At 43.6% G+C, this 26,650-nt stretch carries 24 protein-coding genes; 12 read left to right on the forward strand and 12 right to left on the reverse strand.

What is annotated here, in order from left to right; all coding sequences use genetic code 11:
• The first annotated feature begins 16 nt into the window (after nucleotides 1-16).
• From BWI96_RS01885 to BWI96_RS01915, 7 genes are all read left to right on the forward strand, one after another.
• Nucleotides 17-1,309, forward strand: a complete 1,293-nt coding sequence (locus BWI96_RS01885) for a hypothetical protein (RefSeq protein ID WP_198555114.1) — start codon at nucleotides 17-19, stop codon at nucleotides 1,307-1,309.
• A gap of 4 nt (nucleotides 1,310-1,313) precedes the next feature.
• Nucleotides 1,314-1,838, forward strand: a complete 525-nt coding sequence (locus BWI96_RS01890) for a hypothetical protein (RefSeq protein WP_157830176.1) — start codon at nucleotides 1,314-1,316, stop codon at nucleotides 1,836-1,838.
• A gap of 89 nt (nucleotides 1,839-1,927) precedes the next feature.
• Complete coding sequence (locus BWI96_RS01895; RefSeq protein WP_255400542.1) at nucleotides 1,928-2,479, forward strand: glycosyltransferase family 4 protein; 552 nt, start codon at nucleotides 1,928-1,930, stop codon at nucleotides 2,477-2,479.
• Entirely contained in the window at nucleotides 2,476-3,618 is a 1,143-nt protein-coding gene (locus BWI96_RS01900) for a glycosyltransferase (protein ID WP_106634997.1), read from the forward strand. Before BWI96_RS01895 ends, BWI96_RS01900 begins: the two co-directional genes overlap by 4 nt.
• Nucleotides 3,619-3,642: 24 nt before the next feature.
• Complete coding sequence (locus tag BWI96_RS01905) at nucleotides 3,643-4,566, forward strand: glycosyltransferase family 2 protein (RefSeq protein ID WP_106634998.1); 924 nt, start codon at nucleotides 3,643-3,645, stop codon at nucleotides 4,564-4,566.
• Nucleotides 4,538-5,125, forward strand: a complete 588-nt coding sequence (locus BWI96_RS01910) for a WcaF family extracellular polysaccharide biosynthesis acetyltransferase (protein WP_106634999.1) — start codon at nucleotides 4,538-4,540, stop codon at nucleotides 5,123-5,125. Before BWI96_RS01905 ends, BWI96_RS01910 begins: the two co-directional genes overlap by 29 nt.
• A 228-nt stretch (nucleotides 5,126-5,353) precedes the next feature.
• Nucleotides 5,354-6,529 (forward strand): MraY family glycosyltransferase, encoded by a 1,176-nt coding sequence (locus BWI96_RS01915; protein ID WP_106635000.1) that lies wholly within the window; start codon nucleotides 5,354-5,356, stop codon nucleotides 6,527-6,529.
• A gap of 247 nt (nucleotides 6,530-6,776) precedes the next feature.
• Here BWI96_RS01915 and BWI96_RS01920 read toward each other — a convergent pair whose 3' ends face one another.
• The 7 genes from BWI96_RS01920 to BWI96_RS01945 all read right to left on the reverse strand — a co-directional run bounded on the left by BWI96_RS01920 (nucleotide 6,777) and on the right by BWI96_RS01945 (nucleotide 14,686).
• Nucleotides 6,777-7,598 carry an alpha/beta hydrolase family protein gene (locus tag BWI96_RS01920; protein WP_106635001.1) on the reverse strand — a complete coding sequence of 274 codons (822 nt, stop codon included), beginning with the start codon at nucleotides 7,596-7,598 and terminating at the stop codon, nucleotides 6,777-6,779.
• A gap of 99 nt (nucleotides 7,599-7,697) precedes the next feature.
• Nucleotides 7,698-8,207: a chemotaxis protein CheB gene (locus BWI96_RS01925; RefSeq protein WP_369804051.1), complete on the reverse strand. Its 510-nt coding sequence runs from the start codon at nucleotides 8,205-8,207 to the stop codon at nucleotides 7,698-7,700.
• Nucleotides 8,208-8,259: 52 nt separating this feature from the next.
• A complete protein-coding gene (locus BWI96_RS01930) occupies nucleotides 8,260-9,069 on the reverse strand; it encodes a protein-glutamate O-methyltransferase CheR (protein WP_106635002.1) in 810 nt (269 codons plus the stop codon).
• A 7-nt stretch (nucleotides 9,070-9,076) separates the two neighbouring features.
• Nucleotides 9,077-9,445 carry a response regulator gene (locus BWI96_RS01935; RefSeq protein WP_106635003.1) on the reverse strand — a complete coding sequence of 123 codons (369 nt, stop codon included), beginning with the start codon at nucleotides 9,443-9,445 and terminating at the stop codon, nucleotides 9,077-9,079.
• 37 nt (nucleotides 9,446-9,482) lie between these two features.
• Nucleotides 9,483-11,786, reverse strand: a complete 2,304-nt coding sequence (locus BWI96_RS23105; RefSeq protein WP_369804042.1) for a response regulator — start codon at nucleotides 11,784-11,786, stop codon at nucleotides 9,483-9,485.
• Entirely contained in the window at nucleotides 11,783-13,090 is a 1,308-nt protein-coding gene (locus BWI96_RS23110) for a CHASE3 domain-containing protein (protein WP_369804043.1), read from the reverse strand. Before BWI96_RS23110 ends, BWI96_RS23105 begins: the two co-directional genes overlap by 4 nt.
• Before the next feature lie 15 nt (nucleotides 13,091-13,105).
• Nucleotides 13,106-14,686, reverse strand: coding sequence for a response regulator (locus tag BWI96_RS01945; RefSeq protein ID WP_106635004.1), 1,581 nt, complete (start codon nucleotides 14,684-14,686; stop codon nucleotides 13,106-13,108).
• Nucleotides 14,687-14,957: 271 nt separating this feature from the next.
• Between BWI96_RS01945 and BWI96_RS01950 the strand changes: the two genes are divergently transcribed.
• The 3 genes from BWI96_RS01950 (at nucleotide 14,958) to BWI96_RS01960 (ending at nucleotide 18,223) form a co-directional block, all read left to right on the forward strand.
• Nucleotides 14,958-15,293, forward strand: coding sequence for a winged helix-turn-helix domain-containing protein (locus BWI96_RS01950; RefSeq protein ID WP_106635005.1), 336 nt, complete (start codon nucleotides 14,958-14,960; stop codon nucleotides 15,291-15,293).
• A gap of 82 nt (nucleotides 15,294-15,375) precedes the next feature.
• On the forward strand, nucleotides 15,376-16,440 hold the full coding sequence (locus BWI96_RS01955) for a glycoside hydrolase family 76 protein (RefSeq protein WP_106635006.1): 1,065 nt from the start codon (nucleotides 15,376-15,378) through the stop codon (nucleotides 16,438-16,440).
• Nucleotides 16,441-17,062: 622 nt separating this feature from the next.
• Nucleotides 17,063-18,223: an iron-containing alcohol dehydrogenase gene (locus tag BWI96_RS01960; protein WP_106635007.1), complete on the forward strand. Its 1,161-nt coding sequence runs from the start codon at nucleotides 17,063-17,065 to the stop codon at nucleotides 18,221-18,223.
• Nucleotides 18,224-18,365: 142 nt separating this feature from the next.
• Here the strand turns inward: BWI96_RS01960 and BWI96_RS01965 are convergent, their stop codons facing one another.
• From BWI96_RS01965 to queG, 3 genes are all read right to left on the reverse strand, one after another.
• Entirely contained in the window at nucleotides 18,366-19,376 is a 1,011-nt protein-coding gene (locus BWI96_RS01965) for a GRP family sugar transporter (RefSeq protein WP_106635008.1), read from the reverse strand.
• Between the two features lie 141 nt (nucleotides 19,377-19,517).
• Nucleotides 19,518-20,159, reverse strand: coding sequence for a porin family protein (locus tag BWI96_RS01970; protein WP_106635009.1), 642 nt, complete (start codon nucleotides 20,157-20,159; stop codon nucleotides 19,518-19,520).
• Between the two features lie 94 nt (nucleotides 20,160-20,253).
• The gene (gene queG, locus BWI96_RS01975) at nucleotides 20,254-21,204 is read right to left on the reverse strand and encodes a tRNA epoxyqueuosine(34) reductase QueG (protein ID WP_106635010.1); all 951 of its coding nucleotides are present in this window, start codon (nucleotides 21,202-21,204) and stop codon (nucleotides 20,254-20,256) included.
• A 227-nt stretch (nucleotides 21,205-21,431) separates the two neighbouring features.
• Here queG and BWI96_RS01980 point away from each other — a divergent pair, with 227 nt between their 5' ends.
• Both BWI96_RS01980 and dnaJ read left to right on the forward strand, forming a co-directional pair.
• On the forward strand, nucleotides 21,432-21,992 hold the full coding sequence (locus tag BWI96_RS01980; RefSeq protein WP_106635011.1) for a nucleotide exchange factor GrpE: 561 nt from the start codon (nucleotides 21,432-21,434) through the stop codon (nucleotides 21,990-21,992).
• Between the two features lie 68 nt (nucleotides 21,993-22,060).
• Nucleotides 22,061-23,212 carry a molecular chaperone DnaJ gene (gene dnaJ / locus BWI96_RS01985; RefSeq protein ID WP_106635012.1) on the forward strand — a complete coding sequence of 384 codons (1,152 nt, stop codon included), beginning with the start codon at nucleotides 22,061-22,063 and terminating at the stop codon, nucleotides 23,210-23,212.
• Nucleotides 23,213-23,487: 275 nt separating this feature from the next.
• Here dnaJ and BWI96_RS01990 read toward each other — a convergent pair whose 3' ends face one another.
• Both BWI96_RS01990 and BWI96_RS01995 read right to left on the reverse strand, forming a co-directional pair.
• On the reverse strand, nucleotides 23,488-24,096 hold the full coding sequence (locus BWI96_RS01990; protein ID WP_369804045.1) for a nitroreductase family protein: 609 nt from the start codon (nucleotides 24,094-24,096) through the stop codon (nucleotides 23,488-23,490).
• 236 nt (nucleotides 24,097-24,332) lie between these two features.
• A complete protein-coding gene (locus tag BWI96_RS01995; RefSeq protein ID WP_106635051.1) occupies nucleotides 24,333-26,543 on the reverse strand; it encodes an alpha-galactosidase in 2,211 nt (736 codons plus the stop codon).
• Nucleotides 26,544-26,650 lie beyond the last annotated feature (107 nt).

The following is a 26,650-nucleotide window of genomic DNA, read 5'->3' on the forward strand; positions in this document are numbered from 1 at the left end:
TTTTCACTACAAACGAATGGCCCTTGGCGTTGCTATTTTTGCCATGGGACACCCCGTTATTTTCTTCCTTCGGGATGGTTTAAAATTGGCTCCGCAGTCATCCGTATTTACAGCGGCCTGTCTGGTTTTAGGCTTATTCTTAATGATTCCGAGTACTATTTTTCAGAAATATTACTCACTGAATAATAAAATCGCCATGCCCGTTTTGGCTTGGATCGGTGTGTGTTTGTTTTATTTTTTTATAATCAATCCAGGTCCAGGGGGCTCGAGGGAGTTAATTAACTATGCGATGACTGGGGCTTTCCTGTTCATGCTGTTGAGTATTCCCGATGAAGTAAAGGATTATGCGTTACCTGTCTTTATCGTCTTTATTTTAGCTGGTAATCTAGGTTTGTTTTATTCGCTCTATACTAATCCACATTACGTATTAGGGGCTCGGGCTTCCATTTATTTTGACGATGAGTATGGTGGTAACCCACACGTATTCTCCAGAAATGGTTTCGCTGGTGTCATTGGATCTGTTATTCTTTTGTTCATGACAAAAGAAAATTTCATTTTTAAAGCCATTGCTTTTGTTAATCTTCTTGCCTCTATTGTAACTGTTATTTTAACCCAGAGCCGGGCCACTTTACTTTCCGTATTTTTATCTATTGGTGTTTTAATGTTTTTTCATTTTAGGCTTAGTACGCTTAAAAATATTGGTAAGACCTTAACCAAGCCCGTTAACTTAGTGATAACAATAGCTGTCGTCTCTTTTGTAGTTTACAAACTTACCAGAAGATCTGATTTTATTAATTTATTATTAACTGTTTCTGAGAGCTTCTGGAATAAGTTTCTCGATGTATTTGAAACGGCTGTACAGGGAGAAGATGCCGAGGAGGTTGCCGATTATTCAGCAATTCAACGGGTGATGTCGTTTAATGTATTTAAGAATTCATTACTGTATAACCCTATTTCCTTGATTCTAGGAAATGGGTATAAGGCTACTTATATGGATTTCCCTATTCTGGAAGCCATGTATAATTACGGTATTGCTGGCTTTTACTTTTTTGGAAGATCTGTTTTTGAAATCATAAGAGAATGTTACCGTTGTATTAAAGACATTGTTAGTCCTTTCTCTGCCTTTCTGGGCTTTATTTTCATTCCTATTGCCGTTTCTGTTTTTTCAGGTGGACAACCTTCAGATACTACTTTTTTATTCCCATTTCTCATGATGGCCCGTTTTATGGACTATGATAAAGAAGTAATACGAATAAAATTAAAAGAAGCGGCTCAAAAAACAGGTCGCATATTTGCTCCAGTTGCTTAGAGGTATGAGAGTATTAATTGTTCACAACATTTTATGGTCTCATTATAAGGCTGCACTTTTTTCAGAACTAGCTCAACAGTGCCCGGTAGATTGTACTTTGCTGGTTGTTCAGTTAGCCGAATCTGAAGACAAGTACAATCAGTTGGGAAAAAGTGGTTTGATTGAACATCAATACCCCTATCATTTATTACATCCGGGATCGTTAAACTCACTATCATTTAGCAAAAAAATAACGGAATTAATAAGCCAGATCAATCAGTTCAAACCTGACGTAGTTAATCTCTCTGGTTATTACGATCCTGCTTATTGGTTATTAATTGGGTACTGCCGATTACGAGGAATTAAACTGGTTTTGAGTAATGAATCCAGTGAAAAAGATGGGAGTAGAAATGGCTGGAAAGAAAAATTCAAACGAACGCTAATCAGGCAGTTTGCAGGCTTTATCAACTTTGGGTCTTCCTCTGCTGAGTATATGCTTAAAATGGGGCTCGTTCTTCTCAAATCATTACCCAACACGCCGCAGTTCTGAACAATACGGTTGTTCGTCAGGTTTATGATCGTAGCATCCACAGCCGTCAGAGTCTAAAGGAAAAATATGCTTTACCTGCTCATAACTTTATTTTTGTGGGCAGACTGGCCGAAGAGAAGAATCTGCCAGCCCTCTTATCAGCCTTTTCCTGGTTGAAAGAAAATGACCCAAAAGCTCACGACTGGGGTTTAATCATTATCGGTGATGGTCCGCTGCGAGCTCAGCTAAACAGTTCGGCCTTAAAAGATGTCTTCTGGCTCGGTGGTCAGCCCTGGAATGAAGTTCCTGCGTATCTGGCTTTGGCGGACGCCCTTGTGCTTCCCAGCCATTTTGAACCCTGGGGTCTGGTGGTGAATGAGGCTATGGTTTGTGGTTTGCCCGTTGTGGTTTCTAATCAGTGTGGTTGTGTCAACGACTTAGTAGAAGAAGAAAAAAATGGCTACACCTTTAGACCAGAAGTTACACTGGAACTAGGGGTCGCTTTACAAAAATTTGTCAACTTATCGGAGGCTGAACGAACTCAGATGGGACAGCACTCGCTGAAACTGATTGCTCCTTTTCATACGACTACCGTTGCTCAGGAAATCTGGCAGGGTTTTCGTCGGATAGGGTCCCCTACTGAAGCCTCCCTTCGTTCATGAAAATATTAAATCTCTGCGGTTATTCCTGGGAAATTGGCGGCCCCTCCAAGGTTATTTATGATCACACCAACGTTCAGATCAAACTGGGTGCTGAAGTGACCATTCTGACGCCCCTTTCTGAAGGAGAGCGGCTTTACATGATCCCCGAAGGAGCTACAGTCATTACTACCAAACGCCATTGGTTAGCTCGATTTATTCCGGAATTTTCACCGGAGCTATGGAAATATTACCGTGAACACGCACATGAATATGACATTGTTCATATCCATGGCCCCTTTCATTTTGCGGGTTGGGTTCCTTTCTGGGTTCGCTCAAAAGCTAAAAAAGTTTTTACTGTGCACGGTACCCTAGACCGTTGGGCAATGAAAAAATCCGGCTGGAAGAAGCAGCTTATTTCTGCCCTTTTTCAGCGTAGGTACGTGGAGCAATGCGACCTGATACAGGTTCATAACCCTGACGAAGAAGAGGATTTGGTCCGTTACCTGGGCCATCCGCATCCTAATGTAGTTACGATTAATAACGGCATGCTGTTGTCTGATTACGATCAGCTTCCGGCCAAGGGGCAGTTCCGTAGTCAATATTCGCTGGATGCCGATACCCCCGTTATTTTGTTTTTGAGTCGGATCAATGTTAAAAAAGGTCTCGATTTATTACTTCCGGCTTTTCAGAATATTCTGAAAGATTACCCCAAAGCTCGTCTCTTTATTACCGGACCGGACGATGGCTATCTTTCCTTCGTAACGGATTTTATTCAGAAAAATAATCTATCGGAGCAAATCACGCTGACGGGCATGCTGACGGGCGAGGAAAAACTGAAAGTAATTGTCGATGCGGATGTATTTGCCTTGCCAACTTATTCGGAAAGCTTTTCGCTGGCAGCACTAGAAGCCATGGTTTGCGGCACCGCCGTTCTTACTACAGATCGCATTGGCTTTGGGCATTTACTCAAGCAAAACCACGCGGCTGAGCTAGTTACGCACGAGGTAAAAGACGTTGAAAGAGGACTCAGAAAATTAATCAGTGACTCCGCTTACCGTAAAGAGTTAGCTCGTAAAGGACAAAATTTTGCCCGTGATGTCGCTGACATTAATAAAGTAGCAACCAAGTTATACCGATCCTTTGAAGCTTTAATTCGTTAATATTGCCCTTATTTATCTGGAAAAATGACCCCTTCCTATCCCGACTTAGCGGTAATATTACTGACGTTTAATGAAGAAAAACACATTGAACGTTGCCTGAAAAGTTTACTTCCCGTTACTGACAAAATTTTTATCGTCGATTCTGGTTCGACTGATCGAACCGTGGAACTGGCCCAGGCTTTGGGAGCCAGGGTGGCTCAAAATCCCTGGGTTAACTACGCAACGCAGTTCAATTTTGGCATTCAAAACTGTCCCTTTCAAACGAAATGGCTAATGCGAATGGATTCGGACGAATACATATTACCCGAATTAGCCCGCGAAATCGCTCAGACCTTACCTAACGTTGCTTCCGAAGTTTCTGGTTTTTATATCAAACGCCGGGTCATGTTCATGGATCAGTGGATTCGTTATGGCGGTTATTACCCAACCTGGCTCTTGCGAATCTGGCGAAGCGGAAAAGGCCATTGTGAAGAGCTATGGATGGATGAACACATCAAGATTTCCGAAGGAGAAATGCTCCGAATGAATCACGATCTAGTGGACCATAACCTGAATAATTTAACCTGGTGGACGCAGAAGCATAATCTTTATGCCATTCGGGAGGCTATTGATCTACTGAACGTTAAGTATGATTTTGGGGATGTTGAGATCGTTACCCCCCGTTTTTTTGGAACGCAGGAACAACGCAAACGGTACCTCAAAATCAAATACGCCAGCTTACCTTTATTCACGCGGCCATTTCTGTATTTTCTATTCCGTTACTTCATAAAAATGGGTTTCCTGGATGGGAAACGCGGGCTTATCTGGCATTTCCTTCAGGGTTTCTGGTATCGTTTCCTGGTAGATGCCAAAATATTTGAAGTCTATCATCGGGCGGGTATTTCAAAGGAAGCCATTGCTCGATTCTTTTTAACCGAATATGGAAAAGATGTCCTCGAAAAGCGTTGATCTATCCAAGTACCAGCACCAGCCTCAATTCTCATCCAAAAGCTGGAGAAACCGAATCTGGTTTGTTGTTAATATTTTATTTTTCTATACCAAATTACCTATTCCGGTTGGTTTGAAACTCTGGATCCTTCGCAAGTTTGGGGCAAAAATCGGCACCGGCGTAATGATCAAACCTAACGTCAATATCAAATTTCCCTGGTTACTGGAAATAGGCAATAACGTCTGGATTGGCGAAGAAGTCTGGATTGACAACCTCGTTCAGGTACGCATTGGATCTAATGCCTGTCTTTCCCAGGGAGCCATGTTACTGTGTGGAAATCATAATTACAAATCCACAAGATTTGATTTGATGACGGCAACTATCACCCTTGAAGAAGGCGTGTGGATTGGAGCGAAATCCATTGTGTGCCCGGGAGTTACCTGCTATTCACACGCCATGTTGGTGGTCGGATCTGTGGCTACGGGTAATTTAGAGGCCTATGGGATTTATCGGGGAAATCCCGCCGCAAAAATCGCAACCGTATTATTGAGTAATACTCATAGGTTATCTAATTACTAGAACGGTACATTTTTAGTGACAAACTATCCGTTCTACTACGGAATGATAATCATCACTTTATTTGTCCACTTATAAAGACTTTACGGATAAATCCGGGGAAAGTAAAGTTTGATTAGTAGTTTTGGAAATCAGTAAAATTCTGATATATTAATGGTTGGTGAAGTCTTGATGAAAAGTTAGTGTAGCTCCCCACCTACGCAACTTGATTGAACCAGATAATCAATTTTTATGATCACAGCCTTACGTCAATTCCTAAACGAGTCTTTTGTTCAGGTTATCATCTCTCTTATCGCGGCGTGCTGGCTAACGGTTGAGGCAATCCCTGTCATTATCAATATTTCCCGGCTTCGAAATTTAATGGCCGAGCCTGAAGCTCGTAGTGCCCACTCCAACCGCACCCCAACACTGGGAGGAATCGCCATCTTTGCCGGAACCATGATTGGCTATTTTCTCTGGTTACCCGAAGGCGAAACCCATCTGCATCACCTTGCTATTGCGGGCATTGTTATTCTCTTTTTTACGGGTGTAAAGGACGATATTCTGGTCATTGCACCCATGAAGAAAATGCTTGCCCAGATTTTTGCCTCCTCGCTTGTCATCATAGGTGCTGATTTGAGAATCAATGATTTATTCGGAATTTTAGGGATCCACCAGATTCCCTACCTAATCAGTATTTTACTTACCGTTTTCGTGTTTATTGCTCTGACGAATGCCATCAACCTCATTGATGGTATTGACGGGTTAGCTGGCGGCATTGGCCTAATTGCCTGTATGATTTTTGGTTCCTGGTTTCTACTCAATGGCCAAAATGCCCTTGCCATTCTGGCCGCTTCTCTCTCGGGCTCTTTACTCGGGTTTATCCGATTTAACTTTTCCCGAACGAGTAAGATATTCATGGGAGACACCGGATCCCTTATTCTGGGCTTCGTATTGACGCTTTTTGCAGTTAAGTTTATTCACCTGAACACCGGAGCTAACGCCATTCTCGATGCACCGATTCTTGCGATTGTCGTTCTGATTGTTCCTATTTTCGATACACTACGGGTTTTCATTGTTCGGATTATGAATGGTCGTTCACCCTTCTTCCCCGATAAAAACCATACGCACCACATCCTGATTGCTCAGGGGCTTTCGCATTTTCAGGCGACCTGTGTATTATGCGGATTGACCTTAATCTTAACCTGCTTCTTTCTACTAATCAGAAACTCGGTATCAACTAACGAAGGCTTATTCATTCTGGTTGCGTTATTTGGCCTTTACAATTACGTAAGTTACTTACTCATCAAACGAGTGAGTTATAAGGATCCATCACTGGAGGCCGAAACGTTAAAAAAGCAGATGAAACGCGAAGCAAAAGCTCGTCTGAAAAACATTAAGCGAATCAAGAAAGTATTCGATAACTAAGAGACTGCCTAAAAGTCATTTTAAATACAAAAGAGAGACCGTGATGCGGCCTCTCTTTTCGTTAGAGTAAACTCATTGATACTCCGATCTGTCATCCAGAACGAAGCGAAGGAACTTACTGAGCTTTCCATTAACTTTCAACCAGGAGAATTATTCTACTGGTACGAGAGGGAATCTTGCACCAAGTTTCCTTATCAAAAAAGAACCATGCTTTTAGAAAGCGTGGTTCTTTTTTAGGCATTACTTCTTACTTTTTTCGATCAAAAAACTGCTTCATAAATAAAGCCTGATAGGTTAATGCTTTATTCCAGTAACCCCAGTTATGAGCACCTGGCCGACTGATGTAGTCGTGAGGGATATTCCGTTCGATTAACTTCGCGTGTAAATTTTCATTCACCCCATAGAAAAAATCTTCCGTTCCGCAGTCAATCAGCAGGGCTAACGAATTAGGCGTTAATAAATGCAACAAGTTAATGACCGTGTATTTTTCCCAGTTTTCCGGTGTTTGTGCATAAGTTCCCAATCGCTTGGCGATGTCCCAGTTGTTAGGAAAAGGACGAAAGTCTACGCCCCCGCTCATACTACCCGCGGCTCCAAAAACGTCCTGATGTTTAAAGGCCAGATACAAAGCTCCGTGCCCTCCCATACTCAAGCCAGCAATACCCCGACCTTCGCGGCTTTTTACGGTTTTGTAACGACTGTCAATCCAGGCAGGTAACTCACTGGCTACGTAGGTTTCGTACTTGTAAGACGGGTCAATAGGACTGTCAAAATACCAACTGGAAAAGTTACCGTCCGCACAAACAATCATCATCTGATACTGATCGGCTAATTCATTAATGGTTAAATGTTTCTTTGCCCAGTCACTGTAGTTTCCGCTGTACCCATGCAGCAGGTATAAAACGGGAAAGACTTTACCAGAAGCATACGAGTCGGGCGTAATTACTACGGCCTTAATCGTTTTTTTCATGGAAGTACTGTACGTATCAACCGTATCCACCTTGGCGGCAAAACTGGAAAAAGCTAGTAACGAGAAAGCAAGAAAGGAAAGGTTTCTAAATAGTTTCATTGAAAATAGGGAGCGTTTTGTTCAACAGAAAGCTGCGAATTTGCAAAAACTTCTCTGAAACTAATGAATCATTTTCCAGGAATTGCCCTCGTAAACCAATCAGGAGAGGTGATTTAGAAACCTAGCTATTTCTTCTACCGAAAAGACAAAATCAATTTGTGCATGTTGAAGGGCGTGATGGGGCATGAAGGGCGTCTGAGCCGTAGCGGGGTCCTGCACAATGGTCAGGCCACCCGCTTTTTTTATGATTCTTAATCCATCCGTTCCGTCTGCATTCGCTCCTGATAACAGAATTCCAATAGCCGAAGGACCGAAAACTTCGGCTACTGACTCGTAAGTAACATCCAGTGAAGGCCGGCTATAATTAATCTTTTCGGAAGCATCGAGGGCAAAGATGTTCTCTTCTTCTACCAGTAAATGATAGTCCGCAGGAGCCACGTATATTTTACCCGACTGAATCGGATCTTTATCTTCAACCTCACTTACGGGAATAGAGGTCTTCATCGAGAAAAGATCCGCCAGCGAAGAATCAACCGAGTTTTTCCGGTGCAGAACGATGATTAAAGTAAAGCCGATAGCTTCTGTAACAGCGGAAATAATTTCATTAATGCATCAATACTCCCCGCTGAGCCGCCAATAACGACCACTTTAGAGGCATCCATTAATTGATCTTTCGCCATACTTTGTCTCTTGTCAATTGTTTGTAATGCGTCTGAATGCTGGAAAACTTCAAGGTTTCTTTAGATCCCAGGGCTAGGTAACCCAGGGTGCCCAAACTTTCGTCAAACAACTTTAATACTTTTTCCTGTAAATCTTTATCAAAGTAAATCAGCACATTCCGGCAGAGAATCAGATCAAATTCATTGAATGAACGATCTGAAACCAGATTATGCGTGGAAAATATCATCTTCTCTCCCAGGCTTTCCTTGAATTTTACCTGCCCATAATTGGCAATGTAATACGAAGAAAAATCGTTTTTCCCGCCTGATCCAATGTAATTTTCTGAGTACAGCTTCATGTGACTCATCGGAAAAATTCCCGCACGGGCCTTCTCCAAAACGGTTGGATTCAGGTCCGTTGCGTACAGCAGGGACTTATGCAAAAGATTAGCCTCCTGCAATAAAATGGCCATTGAATAAACCTCTTCGCCCGTAGAGCACCCGGCATGCCAGATTCGGATAAAAGGTTTTGCCCCTAGCGTAGGTAATACATCCGTCCGCAGAAAATGATAAAACGTCGGGTCTCTGAACATCTCCGTTACGTTAACGGTTATTTCCTCCACAAAACGTTTCAGATACGCAGGATCGGACTTTACCCGATACCGAAGCTCCGCAAAACTCGGAAACTTATCAATGGTGCAAATTCGCTGAATGCGTCTTTTCAGAGAAGCTTTGGAGTAATTATTAAAGTCATACCCATAAATTTCGTACAGGTCATTTAACAAAATGGCAATCTCTTCCTCTTCAATCATGACCTTACTAGTATTCACGAGACATTAACTCCAGTAAACGCTCCACATTGATAGGCTTCGAAATATATTCGGTAGCCCCCGCCCTCAAACACTTTTCCCGGTCTCCTACCATCGCCTGGGCCGTCACTGCCAAAATCGGCGTATGCCTGCGTTTCTCAATGGCCTGAATCAATGGAATAGCCTCGTAACCATCCATTTCAGGCATCATCATATCCATCAAAATTATGTCTACAACCTCATCCGTTTGCAACAAATTCAGAGCTTCCTGAGCACTGCTGCTCGACAGACAATCGTACGCTTTTGAGCGTAGGGTAGCCTTTAGAGCAAAAATATTCTTCGCATCGTCATCAATAATGAGCACTCGCTTCTTCTCCATTCCCTGATTTATTCCTAGAGGTGTTATACGATAGTCTTTAAGAGCGTTCGTACAACCAAACGCGTAGCAACGATAAAAGCTGATCGATGTCAACGGGTTTGGTAATGTAGTCGGAGGCTCCAGCCTGGATGCATTTCTCACGATCACCCGTCATGGCTTTCGCCGTCACAGCAATGACGGGCATGTCTTTCCAGAGGTAATTTTCGCGGATTTTACGAGCCGTTTCGTAGCCATCCATCTGCGGCATCATCATGTCCAGTAAAACGATGTCAATGTGGGCATTTTCTTCAAGTTTCTGAAGAGCCTCCTTGCCATCCAAAGCCGTGATGACATTCATCTGGTAATTCTCCAACGCCTTCGATAAGGAGAAAATATTCCGAATATCATCGTCGGCTACCAGCACATTTTTACCCTTCAATATCTGGCTTAATTCGCCCAGTTTTTTATATCGACCCTCTTTCTTTTCCGATTGTTTATTGTCCTCCACTAAATGCAGAAACAACGAGACTTCGTCCAGCATACGTTGATACGAATGAGCTGTTTTAACGATGATCGAATCTGCATATTTTTTAATCTTTAATTCTTCGGAAAGGGATAGACTTTTCCCGGTAAAAATGATAATGGGAAGGTTCTCAAAATCAGGGTCTTTCCGGGCCTGTTCAAGCATGTCATAAGCTTTGGAATCGGGGATACCCATATCCAGAATCACGCAATCAATATCTTTCCGGCGAAGAGCCTGAATGCCCTGATCGACATCACTTTTCAGCTCGGAATTGATATTGAATGTTTCCAGAAAATACGCTAATGCTTTGGCGTGTTTCGGATTATCTTCAATAATCAGAACTTTCTTGGCATTGCGATTCAAAACGTATTCAATTTTCTCAAAAACGTCTTTCATTTGTTCAAATGCCATTGGTTTGTTAACAAAATCAACGGCACCTTTCAGTAAACTTTCCGTCTTCATTTTATGGGAAGACATAATATGTACCGGTATAGGCCGCGTTTGGGGATCGGCTTTCAGGGCATCCATTACTTCCCACCCGCTCATGATTGGTAACTGAATATCCAGTAAAATACCAGCAGGCTTATAAAGCCCAGCGAGTTTTAATCCTTCATCTCCCCGAACGGAAACAATGCCTTTATAGCCCTTTTTCCGGGAATAATCGAGTAATGATTTGGCAAAGGCAGTATCATCCTCAATAATTAAAATGACCTTATCATCTTTTTCTATGGACTGCCGATCATCAGGAATATTAGCCGGGATTGTGGTACTCAAAAATTCAGTAGTCTTTTCTTTCGCAGGCTGCGGCTTTTCTTCTTCCTTTTTAATGATTACTGGAGTAACCTCTATCTCTTCAATCTCAATTCGATTGAGCTTCGAAATAGGTAAGTGCAACGTGAATTCACTACCTTTATTTACCTCACTGGTTACTACTAACTCGCCACCTAATAATTTTACTAACTCCCGGCTAATCGATAATCCCAGACCCGTTCCGCCGTACTTACGCTTCGTCGAACCATCCGCTTGCTGGAAGGCTTCAAAAATCAAATGCTGCTTTTCTTTCGGAATACCAATACCGGTATCTTTGACGATGAATCGAACTGAATTATCGTATTTAGTATCCTTTTCTAACGTTAAAGAAACTTCGCCTTCGGAAGTAAACTTAATGGCATTGGATAATAAATTCTTCAAAATCTGTCCCAGACGTAAACGGTCTGTTTCCAGGTAAGCAGGAATAGTATCAGCAACCTTTACCTTGAAATCTAGTTTTTTATCTTTCGCTAAAGGAGTAAAGAGGGCTTTTAATTCATCGGTAATTTCATTCGTTGATACATTCATAAATTCGAGCTTCATCTGACCTGCTTCGATTTTTGAAAGATCAAGGATTTCATCAATTAAGCCTAATAGTCCATTTCCAGAGTTATTAATTACCTGAGCATATTCAACTTCATCTTTCGAAAGATGATTTTCATTATTCTCAGCTAACAGACGGCTCAATAATAAAATTGAGTTCAAGGGTGTCCGCAATTCATGGGACATATTCGCTAAAAATTCAGATTTATATCGCGTTGATATTTCAAGCTCTTCGGCTTTTCTCTGAATTTCTTCATTTTTTTCTTCCAGTAATAAACTTCTTTCTTCCAGTTCTGTATTAGACTGTAACAATTCTTCCTGTTGTACTCTCAGCTCTTCTTCTGAAGCCTGTAACTTCTGAGACTGAGCTTCAAGTTCAGCATTCAGGTTCTCTAACTCGTTGTGCTGAGCCTGTAACTCTTCGGCCTGAGCCTGTGTTTCTTCCAGGAAATTCTGAAGTTTAATATAATCTAAAGCGGCGTTCACGCGACGGCTATATCGTCTGCATTACTTTTTAGCAACTCCAGTTCTAGCTCGTTTGGTGACCGTAAAAAGCCCAGTTCAATAACTCCAATACACATATTGGCGTATACCAGCGGCATGATTACCAGAGAAGAAATGGGCGTTTGACCTAAGCTTGACTCCACCACTAAGTAATTGTCAGGCAGATCATTAACGAGCATTATCTGTTTCTCCTTAATCGCCTGGCCCACCAGTCCTTTTTCAATATAAACGACTTCGGGAGCAGTACTGGAAGCGTAACTTGAGATTAATTTATAACTCAAATCTGATTCCATAAAATACACGGTACCCACCGGAACACCGATAAAATGAGTAAGTGTATTAATTAAATTACTGGCTAGTTTTCGGGCATTACGTTCGCCATTAATGGCATTATTAATTTCAGCGGAACCCGTTTGAAGCCAGTTTCTACGTTCTAAGTCATTAAAGCTCGTTTCCAGCGATTCGGCCATTGCATTAAGAGCTCTGCCAATTCGCCCTAATTCATCATCCCGGGTATCCTGGCTCCGAGAAGTGTAATCGCCCTGTGCAATTCTTCCGGTAATGCCTTCCATAACCGAAATCCGGCGATTGGCCTCTTCGAAGGCCTCTTCTCTTTTAATTTGCTCTTTTAATTTAGTATCTAATTCATTTTTAATTCTCGTGTATGAAAAGCCGGTAATAAGAATAGAAACAATCGCCGCAATAGCCAGAACGATTGGCGTATACGTTATGTAAAAACTTTGTTTTTCAAGACGGCTTTGCAGGATATTATTTTCTTCTTTTTTAATCTGTTCGATGACGCTGCGAAGATTATCCATAATCTTCTTGCCTTTTATCATTTCATCGTTCTGACGAGCCGTATCCCGACTAACAGCCATTCCTTTTCTCCTAACCAGATCAATAATCAGTTGCATCTGGTTAAACTTTGCATCGTATAGACGCTTGGCTTCGTCCAGATTTTTCTGTTGAACCTTATTGTCAATAGTCAGATTTTTAAGGGTATTATAACTGCGGTTAGCTTTATCATACGCACCCGTGTAAGGTTGAAGAAAGTCCGGGTCCAGCGTAATCAGGTATCCTCGCTGTCCGGTTTCTGCGTCCTTTAAATGCGACATAATGTTTTCAGATTCCAGCAATACTTCATTGGTATGATTAACCAATTCGGAATTGGTAATCAGTCGCTGGGTGCTGTAAAAAGACGCTACTAAGCTAAAGACTAATAATATGACAGAGATTGAGAAAACAACCTGCAATTGTTTAATTACTGAATAATGAGCTCTAGGCATGGCGAATAGAAATGCTTACTTCAATACGTGGTTAGTTTGATTCACGGGTAAAACAATAATAAAGCTTGTCCCTTCTCCCATCTGGCTTTTGGCTGATATGATTCCGTTGTGCGTATCAATGTTTTTCTTGGCAATGGCTAATCCAATTCCCGTCCCTTCATAACTACTCTGATCGTTTAATCGCTGAAAAATAATGAAGATTCGGTTCAGGAATTTCTCATCAAAACCAATTCCATTATCTTCTACTATGATCCGACAGAATGCCCCATTTTCTTTTGCCGGGCTGTCAATGGACTTATCTGCGACTAATTCACCAGTAATGTGAATAACAGGAGCTACCGTAGGCTTTGAGAATTTTAAAGCGTTACTAATCAGGTTTTGGAACACCTGCCTAATCCGGCTCGGCATCGCTGAAATAACTGGTAAATTACCTACGGATACAATGGCTTCTTTACGGGATATTAAATCGTCAAAATCGATTAATAACTCGTGTAAAATTTCATTTAAATTCGTTTCCTGGAAAGAAGAGCTATTGGATAATCTGGAATACTCTAGCACATCACTGATAAGCCTCGACATCCGGGCTGAAGACTGAATGGAACGATCCAGGTAAGAGATGGCTTCGTTATTGTCTTTTAAATACTTTTCTTTAATTACGCCATTGAAGATTTGAATCTTCCGTAAAGGTTCTTTTAGATCATGCGATACTACCCAGGCAAATTGTTGCAATTCATGATTGGTTCGCTCTAACTCTACGTTTTTATCCAGTAACTCTTTGGTACGTAATTCTACTTTTTGTTCAAGAATTTCAGCATTGATTTTTTGCTGATGAATATCCGTAAAAGTACCCACCCAGCGAACCGTTACTTCTTCAAATTTGATAGGGGTAATGCGAAGCAAATGATAGCGGTATTCTCCCGTAGTTAATTCTTTTAATCGTGTTTCTTTGATGTATTCAACTCCCTGTTTCAGATACGTCTCCCACTCCAGATGAATGTTATCATCCGGGTGCATTTCAGGGAATTGATCCAGTTGTCTTGAGTATTTATACCAGTGTTCATTAACATACTCAATCTTCCCTGCTGAAGCAATGGTAAAAGCCATTTGCGGCAGCGATTCTACGATAGACCGTAACTCCTGCATGCCTTTGGCCAATTGCTCTTCGGCTTGCTTTCTAACCTCAATTTCTTTCAGTAGGCTTTCCTGCGTGGCCCTTAATTCCTGCTGCTGCTCGTATAAACGATTGAGTATTTTGACTTTCAACAATAAAATGTCTGGATCAACCGGTTTGGTTAAATAGTCAATTCCACCCGAAGTATACCCTTTGGTAATAAATTCTTTTTCTTTATTGACCGCTGAAAGAAATATGATGGAGGTATCTTTTGCTTTACTATACCCACCGATGAAGTTTGCTACTTCGAAACCGTCCATTCCGGGCATCTGCACGTCCAGAATAATGACGGCATAGTTATTAGCAAGAACTTTCTTCAGAGCCTCTTCTCCAGATTCTGCGGTATCGACAGAAAATTGATGCTGCTCAAGAATTTTCTTCAAAGGAAGAATATTCTCAGGTCTGTCATCTACTATAAGAATCATATCCAAAGAAACTTTTTTCAAAACACTAGAACACTTACCCACAAGGTTGAAACCTTGATTGTGATTTCTTGTTTAAAATTAGTCGTGAATTTAACTGCCCTTCAACTTTATTGTCAGATTAAACAAAATTTTAACCTGAACGAATGATTATTTGTTATCAATTCATAATCCAGTATTAAGCTGGCTTCGTTTCAGCCGGGGAGAGTTACGAATTGCGATCCCTTTCATTTCATCCTTATTTTTGCCGTTGCGAATTCTAATAAGCAATGTTATGGCATTTAAAGTAAACGGGCGAATCTGGATTGAAGGAGAAGAACGCTTCATGGGCATTGGCAGACTGGAATTGCTTCAGCGAATTGAACAGACCGGCTCAATTTCTGCGGCGGCCAAGGGCATGGGCATGTCTTACAAACGAGCCTGGGATTTGATCCAATCGCTGAATAATCAGGCCGCTTCTCCCGTAGTTAGCACGCAGACGGGGGGCGAACGCGGCGGCGGGGCCCTCATTACCCCGGAAGGCAAACGCTGGATTAACCTTTATACGGAGTTGCAGGAACGTTTTCAGGCGTTTGTGGAACAGGAGTCGAGCAAGCTGACCTTGGAATAATTTCTTCCTTGTCAGAGTTCCCAACCGTGACGTATCACTATGTATAGATGAACCATTGACAATTCCTCTATACTTACGTTTTATGAAAAAATCTGCCTTCCTGCTGGCAACATTCCTATCGTTTAGTTTATCCGGCTGGACTCAAACCGAGCGATTGCATCAAATTCACCAGAATATTCAAAGCGTTTTTTACGAGCCTTCAACCGGGCTCTATAAAGAGACGAACGATGCGGCTCACAATGAAAAGCCTCACTCCTACCTGTGGCCGCTTTGTGCTCTGGTTCAGGCGGCGAATGAAATGGAAGTGCTGGAACCCAGAGCATCTTACCTTCAACCCGTTTTGCACACTATTCAGCAGTATTACAACGCCAACCCTCCGGCTCCGGGTTACCAGGCTTATGTCACAAAAGAAATGACAGACACGCGTTTCTATGATGATAATCAGTGGATTGCGATTGCTTGCCTGGATGCTTACAAACGAACCAAACAGCCATCTTACCTCAAAACGGCAGAGCTGATTTATAAATTTATGCTGACAGGTTACGATCAGCGGGGCGGCGGCGGTATCTACTGGAAAGAAGATGATAAAACCACCAAGAATACCTGTTCAAATGGCCCGGGTATTCTCATTGCCTTGCAGTTCTATAAACTTAGGAAAGACCCGAAAGATCTACAAACGGCCCTTGAGCTGTACCGCTGGACGAACCAACAGTTGCAGGCTCCATCGGGCGTTTATTATGATGCAGTGAAGTTACCCAGCCTGAAAATCGACTCGGCCATTTATACCTATAATACCGGAACTATGCTTCAGTCTAACGTGCTTTTGTATGAATTAACGAATGATCAAACGTATCTCAAGGAGGCGAAGCGAGTGGCCGAAGCGGCAAAGAATCATTTTTATCGAAACCATAAATTTCCGGGGAACTACTGGTTCAACGTGGTTTTACTACGGGGGTACGTAGAGCTTTTCGAAGTGGATAAGGACCCGCAGTACCTGCGTTTATTTGCGAAAGAAGCTGAGCGAATCTGGAAAGAAGAGAAAGACCAGCAACATCTGGTTGGCCCCCGCCCCTGGAAGTCGCTAATCGATCAGGCCGCCATGCTGGAAATGTACGCCCGGCTGGAAGCCTTGAAAGGGAAAATTTAATCTCTGATTCTGAATACCTTGTCAGTAAAGTGCCTCTTCGGGGGCACTTTCTGTTTATGGGTTGAGTTTAGGAGTTCGGGGTTTATGTTTTTTTGTTTAGTGTTTAGGGTTTTGAGTTTGGGGGTTTGAGTTAATCGATGAATTGACTCCCATCTAATGCGGGGTTGTAAGGGAATGAAGCCCTCCCGAGTTAATGGCCTCAGTAATTACGAAAAAAACAACCCCAGCGGGGTTAAATCACGAATAGCCCCGTATGAAATGCGGGGGTGCCAAGGAGACAACCTACCCGGGTTAATAGATCCGGGTAATTATGAAAAAAATAACCCTATCGGGGTTAAATCATGAATAGCCCCGTATGAAATGCGGGGGGTGCAATCCCTCCCCGGTTTAATAGATCCGGGTAATTATGAAAAATAACCCCAGCGGGTTAAACCATGAATAGCCCCGTATGAAATGTGGGGGTGCCAAGAGAACCTCCCTGGGTTATCACCCGGGGCTATTAGAAATTTAACCCCGCTGGGGTTGTCATGCAACAATTACAGTTAACTCACAACCCAAAACTCCAAACCCTAAACACAAAACTCTAAACTCCCCCAAATTCCCAACAATTCCTTCAGAGATTATGCTAAATTTTGAATTTAAGAATCCGACTAAAATTATTTTCGGAAAGGGACAAATTGAAAAATTATCCACCGAGCTACCAGCCCATGCTAAAGTTCTGTTGCTGTACGGTGGTGGAAGTATCAAAACAAACGGCGTTTACGAACAAGTCATTGCAGCACTCCAAGGTTTTGAGGTAGTTGAATTCGGCGGCGTTCCCGCTAACCCCGAATACGCCGTCCTTTTAAAGGCCCTCCAAATTATTAAGGATCAGTCCATTACTTTCATCCTCGCCGTGGGTGGCGGCTCAGTTATTGACGGGGCCAAGTTTCTTTCGGCGGCGGCTTTATACGAAGGCGACGAACCCTGGGATATTCTTTCCAAAGGCATTCGTTTTGAGAAAGGCTTACCGTTTGCCAGTGTCTTAACCCTGCCCGCTACGGGTTCTGAAATGAATTCGGGTTCGGTCATCAGTCGGGCAGAAACGCAGGAAAAATTATCCTTCGGCGGACCCGGCATGTTCCCGGTTTTCTCCATTCTTGATCCTCAGGTTATTCAATCCATTCCTCCGCGGCAGCTTGCGAACGGAATTACCGATGCCTTTACGCACGTGCTGGAGCAATACATGACGTACCCGATTCATGCCCGTTTACAGGATCGTTTTGCGGAAAGCATTATGCAAACGCTAATTGAAGTGGCCCCGCTGGTCATGGCAAACCCAGCGGACTATTCAGCGGCCGCTGACTTTATGTGGAGTTGCACCATGGCTCTCAATGGACTGATTCAGAAAGGGGTTCCCACCGACTGGGCCGTTCATGCCATGGGTCACGAGTTAACGGCCCTGTATGGCATCGACCATGCCCGTACACTGGCGGTTATTGCCCCCAGCCATTACCGTTACAATTTCGAGCGGAAGAAAGAGAAACTCGCTCAATACGGCGAACGGGTTTGGCATATTACGGAAGGAACAACGGAAGAGAAAGCGGAACAGGCCATTGTAAAAACGGAAGAGTTTTTCCATTCGCTGCATATTCAAACCAAATTGTCTGCCTATACCGATCAGTTCGAAAACACGGCTGAGCAAATTGAGCAACGATTTACGCAACGAAACTGGCTGGGCATAGGGGAATATAAAGACCTGAAACCTTCGGACGTGAAGAAGATTGTGGAGATGAGTTACTAAGTAATGGGCAGGACTTAGCGACCGCCGCTGCGGTCATCAGTTAATAAACTCACAGTCAATAACTTAACACCAAGCTATTCATTATTAAGTAATCACACGAACTTAATTAAGAACCAGAGCCGGATTTATTCCGGCTCTTGGTTTATCCGGCACTGGCCCGAGCCATGACGATGAGTATTAACCCGACCACGTAAGTTCCGCCCATGATCCATAAATAACGTTTGGCTTTGGCGGGTGCTCCTTCAAATTCCTTCCAGACCAAAAGTCCCCAAAGAACCGACACAACCGTTGCTCCCTGGCTTAACCCGTAAGAAACAGCTCCGCCCGCATCCTGCGAACCCAACAGGAGTGTAATCATTCCGATTCCCCAGATGAATCCACTGCCCAGACTCAGTCCATGTTCTTTGGCAGAAACGTCTCCATACCGCACCTCGTCTTCTCCTTCGAGTAACTTCAATCGTTTCACGGTCCATTCTATCAGCGGGTTACTGATCAAAATTCCTAACGCAAACAACACAAAGCCTGTGTAGGGCGTAAGCTTTTCAGCTTCAGGTAAAGCAATATCCTCCACAATGGATTGGGTAACCAGTAGAAAAAAGAAACCCGAGAAGACCCCGCCCGCCAGAGCTACCCAAATGCCCTTGGTACTGGAACCTTCGTCTTCCTCTTCTTCATTTTTGGCTTTATAGGCAAACGCACAGGCCGCGATTGAAGCCAGCACCAGGCCGCCCCCAATGGCAAGTAACCCTACGTTTCCTTCAGGTTTAGCTATGTAGTTAACAATCAGTCCTAAAGCCAACGACAAACCTGTACCGACGGGCATGGCTACGGCAATACCTGAAATATTAATTCCCACGGTAAGTAACATATTCCCAATATTGAAGATCATACCTCCTACTACGGCCAGAGCCATATTTCGCAAGGTTGCCTGCTGAATATCGTCTAGAAAGGCTCGCTCGTTAGAACCCAAACTGCCTAGCGTGAAAGCCAATACAAGAGCAGTAATGACAATCCCATAAACGTAATCACGGTAAAAGATGGACAGTGGAGCGGATTGCGTAACGAGTTTCTGACCGCTTGTCCAGGAGCCCCAGCAAAGCATGGTAATGAGGCAAAAGATAATGGCAAGGGTAGCGTTTTCAATAATAACCATGGTTTAGCAGTTTCGTTCTAGTGGATTCCTCCAAACCTTAATAAAACCCGGCCAGTACCCGCACAAAAAAACCGCTGACCTCTACGGCCAGCGGCATATTTCATTAGTTTGAAGGTAAGTTAAAAATCTTTAGCTCTGCTATTAGCGAATTCTACCAGTGCGGGAGTTATAGTTACCCAACGGGAAGCTTAACCCAAGGTTAACGCCCCAGTTGCTGTGGTACACATCGCCGCTTCCTTGAATCGGCTTGGCTACGTCAACCAGTCCTAAGCCGTAACGAACGTCGAAATTCAGCCAGACTTTGTTTTGAATGCGGTAGTTGAATCCCCCGCCCAAGTGCACACCGGCATCAGCCGCCGTCCAATTCTGACGATTGACGTTGATGTTGTCCCCGTTTTGATTACGAGCTGCCAGGAGAAAACCAACGTAAGGTCCAGCGAAGAGCTTAGGACGCAGGGCATGTCCACGGTCGTTCAGGTAAAAGGTCGCCAGAATTGGGATTTGCAGGTAGTTTAATCTGATCTGCTGATCTGCCAGTCGGTTCTTAGCTCCGAGCTGGGTGTAGAGCACCTGACCACCCACACCAAAGTGTTCGTTTACACTATAGTTGATGAATAAACCGGCGGTTCCACCCGTTTTCCAGGTTGTGTTGCCCGCTCCACCCCCGCGAAAGGTAGCTATTGATAAACCACCCATGGGGCCCCAGGAAAGGTTGTCCTGAGCTTGAGCCTTCGTTCCAATAATGCTTGCAAAGAGGAGGAATAATAAACTGTACTTTTTCATGATTGAAGCAAGTATAAATATTTGTATACTGCGACTTAAAAAAGCTCATTCCAGCCCTTATGTTATGATAATTTGTTGAATAATTTCCCCAATTTTATTTTTCTTCGGTAGTCAGGAATAGCACATTTCGTTGAAGACCTTCATATTTGGTTCGTTTGAGAGGCGATTTTTTGAAGACTTTTCTGAAGGTTTCTTCGGTAAGTTCTTGCCAATCACGGCTTTGCCAGGATTTCAATTCCTGGGGAAGATCAAAGGCCGATTCGCGGTGCGGTTGGGAAAAACGATTCCAGGGGCAAACGTCCTGGCAGATGTCACAACCAAAAAACCAGTTTTCCATTTTTCCCCGAAATTCATTTGGAATGGCATCTTTTAATTCAATCGTGAGGTAACTAATGCAACGACTGCCATCCACCGAATACGGTTCAGAGATCGCGTCGGTCGGGCAAGCATCAATGCAACGGGTACACGTACCGCAGTAATCGGCCATTGGGCCGTCGGGCTGCAAGTCCAGATCGATAATTAATTCGGCGATGAAGAAAAAACTGCCGCTTTTTCGAGTGATGAGGTTACTATTTTTACCAACCCACCCCAGCCCCGCTTTTTTTGCCCAGGCCTTTTCCATTACCGGAGCCGAGTCAACGAAACAGCGTCCGTCCACCTGACCGATTTGGTCCTGAATTCGTTGCAGAAACTCTTTCAACCGATCTTTCACTACAAAGTGATAATCTACTCCGTAGGCATACTTGGAAAGTTTCAGGTCATCGTCTTCGGCAGGCAAGGTTTCAGAAGGGTAATAATTGTATAACAAAGAAACCACCGATTTAGCCCCTTCTACCAGCAGTCTGGGATCAAGGCGTTTGTCAAAATGGTTTTCCATGTACTGCATCTGACCGTGTTTGCCGAGGGTTAGCCATTTCTCCAACCGGGGGGCTTCTTCTTCCAGAAAATCAGCTCGCGAAATGCCACAGAAATCGAACCCTAAATCCCGGGCAATTTCTTTGATTGTTAACGCATTGCGTTGCTGAATAATTTCTGATACAGTCATGGCTATTTGGTCAACTCTACGGGCTCCCAGCTGTATAGGTACTGAAGATTCCATTGCAAAGTTACGGCATAATTAGCCAGCATCACTACCCGATGTCGTGGGTTTCAGGACGGTTTGACGCTATGGGTTCCTCAAAAAACTTCATTTAAAATGTCATTCTGTCAGCGAAAACCCAAATGGCAAAGTAATTTTGTAGTTAGGCTAACAGTAACAAGGTACGAAAAGACATGACGAATCCGGAATTTACGCAACCCGAAGAAAACGAAAAGGCTCCTCAGGCTGAACCCGCAACGGATAACTCCGAAGGTACTCCCACCGCTGAAACTTCGGAGCAACCTGTTGATAATAAAGCTGACAAAGCTCAGGCTGAAATTGCAGACCTGAAAGATAAATACGTTCGCCTCGCCGCCGAATTTGATAACTTCCGTAAACGCACCCTACGCGAGAAAGAAGAATTAGTGAAAACTGCTTCGGAAGGAGTTATCAAAGCCATTTTGCCCGTATTGGACGATATTGAGCGTGCTCAGGCAAACTATGGACCAGATGGTAAAGTTGAAACTGAAGGCATTGACCTGATTTTCAACAAACTGGTAAAAGCAGTGGCAGCCAAGGGACTGAAACCTATGGAGTCCAAAGGCCAACCTTTTGATCCTGATTTACACGAAAGTATTACCCAATTCCCTGCTCCTTCCGAAGACCTTAAAGGAAAGGTTGTGGAGGAAGTTGAAAAAGGTTATTACCTGGGTGATAAAGTAATCCGCTTTGCCAAAGTTGTGGTTGGAGCGTAATTGAATTCTAGAGAGACAAAAATTTTCGTTCTCTCCAGTGGTCTTTCTCTCCTCAATTTTTAAAAACGATGGCACAAAAGCGTGATTATTATGAAATATTAGGGGTAACCAAATCTTCGTCGGAAGACGAGATCAAGAAGGCTTACCGGAAGCTGGCAATTAAATATCACCCGGATAAGAACCCCGATAACCCCGAAGCAGAAGATAAATTTAAGGAGGCGGCTGAGGCTTACGAAGTTCTCTCCGACCCTAATAAAAAAGCTCGTTATGACCAATACGGTCATGCGGGTATGGGAGGTGGTTACTCTGGTCCACAAAATGCAGAAGATATTTTCTCCCAATTCGGCGATATTTTCGGAGAAGGTAGTCCGTTTGGTAGCTTCTTTGGTGGTGGTTTTGGCGGCGGCGGTGGTCAGCGGCAACGCGTGCGTAAAGGTTCTGACCTACGCATTAAGCTAAAACTGGATTTACAGGAAGTGGCTAATGGCGTTGAGAAAAAAATCAAGGTAAAGCGTCACGTTTCCTGTAATGCCTGCGGTGGTAACGGTTCTAAAAACGGAACTTCCCTGCGAACTTGTCCTACCTGTAATGGTCAGGGTCAGGTTCGTCGCGTGCAGCAAACCATGCTGGGCCAGATGGTTACAGCCAGCACCTGCCCTACCTGTAACGGCGAAGGCAAGATCATTGATTCAAAATGTGACGTTTGCATGGGTGAAGGCCGCACGCTGGCAGAAGAGGTAATCTCCATTAAAATTCCGGCTGGGGTTGCCGAAGGCATGCAGCTTTCCATGAGCGGTAAAGGTAACGTTCCTCCTCGCGGTGGCGTGGCGGGCGACTTACTTATCGTCGTAGAAGAAGAAGAAAACGAAGACCTGAAACGCGATGGTAACAACGTGGTTCACGAGTTGTACGTAAACTTCGTTGATGCAGCTTTGGGTACTTCCGTTGAAGTTCCTACCATTGAAGGCCGGGCGAAAATTACTCTTGAAGCCGGAACTCAGAGTGGTAAGATTCTTCGTATGAAAGGCAAAGGCATTCCGCATTTGAATAGCTACGGCAAAGGCGATCAATTGATCTACGTGAACGTCTGGACACCACGCGTGTTATCGTCGGAAGAAAAAGGAATTCTGGAAAGACTCCGCAATTCGCCTAACTTCCAGCCTCGCCCTACGAAAAATGACAAGAGCTTCTTCGAAAAAATGAAGGATTTCTTTAATTAGTTGGAGAAGGTTTAATCAGGTTTGACGTTTGTCTGAAAGTGATTGATCAACGCTAAGTTTGATATACGTTTGAAAGGTTGGCTCAACGCCAGCCTTTCTGCGTTTTATGATTAGTAAACTTTATTTAAACATTCAAAAAAGGCCAACCCTCAAAACACAGAACCCAAACCCATCGAACATTCAAACCTCAATCAAACTCCCTCAAACAAAAAAGACGATTCAGCGAAGCTGAACCGTCCTCATTATTCATGGCTTTCAAAGGGGGAAAAAGCGTCTTAATTTAATTCAGTAATGAATTGTTCTTTCGGCTTACGAACTTTCTTCATGCCGTGCAGCCAGTCATTGGCTTCATCACGATAACCCAGCGGTAATAGCGTTACACTGCGAAGGCCTTTTTCTTTCAGATTCAATAACTCATCCAGAGCAGGAGCGTTAAAGCCTTCCATGGGCGTAGCATCTACGCGTTGCTCAGCGGCAGCCGCAATGGCTATTCCGAAACCGATATACGCCTGACGAGCCGTAGCCTGGAAGTTTTCTTCAGCCGTTTTCGATCCGTACACCGATAACAGGTAATTTTTATAGCTATCCATTCGGTCATCGGGTAAACCGCGTTCGCGAGTGGTGTAGAGAAACATGTCATTGATCCGTTTCGCATCCAGATCATCCCAGGCAGCGAAAATCAGTACGTGTGACGCATCTGTAACTTGGCTCTGATCGTTAGCAATCGCCCGAATTTGTTGTTTCAGTTCAGGATTTGTTACCACCAGAATTTCAAAAGGTTGCAATCCAGACGAAGTTGGAGCTAAACGAGCCGCTTCCAGAATAATGTCTACTTTTTCCTGTGGAACCGCTACACCATTCATTTTTTTGTAGCGTAACGCCATTCCAGGTTTTCAATAAGGGAACTCATGATGTTCTTTTTTATGAAGGATAAATATTGACTTTCACATTAAATGTCGGTACATATAATACAAAGCCTATTTTTTGAAAATTAGTTTTCGATTGTTGAGATTTTTTAGGAATTGTTTTTACACTTTCCTTTAATCCACTGATAATCAACAAAAAAAAAGAAACTACTCGGCTGAATAGTTTCTTTTCACAAGGGCGATAATTCGTTCTTTTATTTGACTTCCGTTAATTCAATCATAACACTGGTACGTTTCAGGTTAGCGGCGGGATTGAAACCCACGCTCATCAGGAAATCTCCAGTATAAACGGCGTCAGGCGTAATGCTGGACTTTGTGCCGGGGTATAAGTTCAGTTCTTTCAAAGCGTATTTTTTCCTGGGGTCCAGGCCTTTCAATACGATAGGTCGGCCCGTACCTACGCCATACCGACTGCTTACCATGTAGGTAAACCAAACCGACCGCGATTTATTTTCATTCACGAATTGCAAGGAAGCATACTCATTTTCGCGAGGATTAGCCAGTCGATACAAGTCTCCGTGCCAAACCAGATCGCTGATTTTTTTATAGGTCTCTACCGATTGCTTGCTAAATTCAAAGTCTTTTTCGTCCAGCTTACCTACCACAATATCGTAACCCAACTTACCCATCATTGCCACATCCGTTCGATACTTCAGTGGTTGCTTGCCCCAATCCGTTACGTGATTACAATGAGCAATGGTTGGGAAAAAGTACGAATACTCCCACTGCATAAACACCCGCTCCAGCGGATCAGTATTATCACTCGGCCAAAATTCGGTGAAATATTTCAGGGCCTCATAATCCACGCGGCCACCGCCCCCTGAGCATAACATCATGGGTACTTTGGGGTATTTCGCCCGAACCCGTTCCAATACTTTATACAAGCCTTTCACGTAATCCACGTAAAGCTTCGAGTCGGCCTGTTTGCTGTTTTTCAGATACTCCGAGTGAGCATTATAAATCACCGCATTACAGTCCCATTTAATGAAGGCCAGGTCAGGATTTTTCGTGAATAACTCGTCCAATATACCATATACAAAATCCTGAACTTTAGGATTAGATAAATCCAGTACTAACTGATTACGGAAATAATGTTCAGGACGCTCGGGCTGTTTGATTACCCAATCCGGGTGCTTTTCGTAGAGTTCACTCTTGGGATTCACCATCTCCGGTTCAACCCAAATACCGAATTTTACCCCGGCTTTCTGAGCCTCTTTTACTAGATAACCAAGGCCATGAGGTAACTTTTTGACGTTCTCTTTCCAGTCACCCAAACCCGCGTTATCACCATTCCGGGGATACTTATTAGCGAACCAGCCATCATCCAACAGAAACAGATCCACGCCTAATTTTTTACCATCTGCGAAAAGTCCGGTTAACTTCTGCTCATCAAAATCGAAATACGTCGCTTCCCAGTTGTTCAGAAGTGTCAGACGCGAACCTTCGCCGTCCAGAATTCGATACTTACGAGCCCAGCGGTGCATGTTACGACTGGCCTCTCCTTTGCCATGATCCGAGAACGTATAGATGAACGAAGGCGTTTTCAACTCCTGTCCACTGGTCAACGGATATTCCGAGGCGTGAGGATTAATCCCCGCGATTACACGAAGATTATTATACGTATCGGTCTCAAAATCAATCTTGAAGTTACCCGACCAGCCCAACGTTCCGAGTAATACTTTCCCGGTTTCTTCCGTAGCCTTTTGATCAAACGAAAGCATGAAGCTCGGCGGTTGAAACAGGTTTGCTCGCGTGCCTAATTTGGAATCCAGCGAGAGAATTCCGGCCTTCAATTCGGTGGTTTCGGGATTCATTTCGTGAGCCCAGCTCCCGTGGTAATGCGTGAGATGGAAAGACTGTCCCACAAAATACAGGTTTGCCGACGCGTATTTATTGAGCGTAATCGTCCCTTTCTCGTTGTTACGAATCGTGCTCCATTGCTCCACTACGTTCTCTTTCCGGTAGGTTTTATAATACAGGCTTACCTCAACGGCATAGGCGGGATCTTTCAGTACTACGGTAGTTAGCGTAACGTTATCATCCACTTTCTGCATTTGATGGCTCTGGTATTGTAACTCCAGCGAAGTATTCCCGTCGGCATGCGTAACTCGAATGGCGGGTTCGAAAAGATTCCAGGTTCCACTGGGGGTATAAGCCGAATTAGAAATCCCCGAGTTTTCGTCATTCTGGCGGCTTTCTTTCGTTACCAGAGCATATTCATTCGCTTGTTGCAGCCGCGTACCGAAGTAACTAATCCCCAGCCGTTTGCTACCATCGGTTTGTAATACCAGAGCGTTCTGCTCGGTTTCGATGGGAATGACGGTTTGCTGGGCGTATACGAAGGAAGTGGTAATAATAGTCGCAAGAAAACTGGGAATCCAGCGGGCGGATAAACGGTTTTGCATAGGGTAAGAGTTGAAATGAACCACTAAAAATAAAGCCTGAAATCTTTTCCTGAACACAAAAAAGGCAGCCGTTTCCGACTGCCTCCAAATTGCATCAATAAATGATA

The sequence above is a fragment of the Siphonobacter sp. SORGH_AS_0500 genome (genome assembly GCF_002838835.1).
Lineage (GTDB): Bacteria > Bacteroidota > Bacteroidia > Cytophagales > Spirosomataceae > Siphonobacter.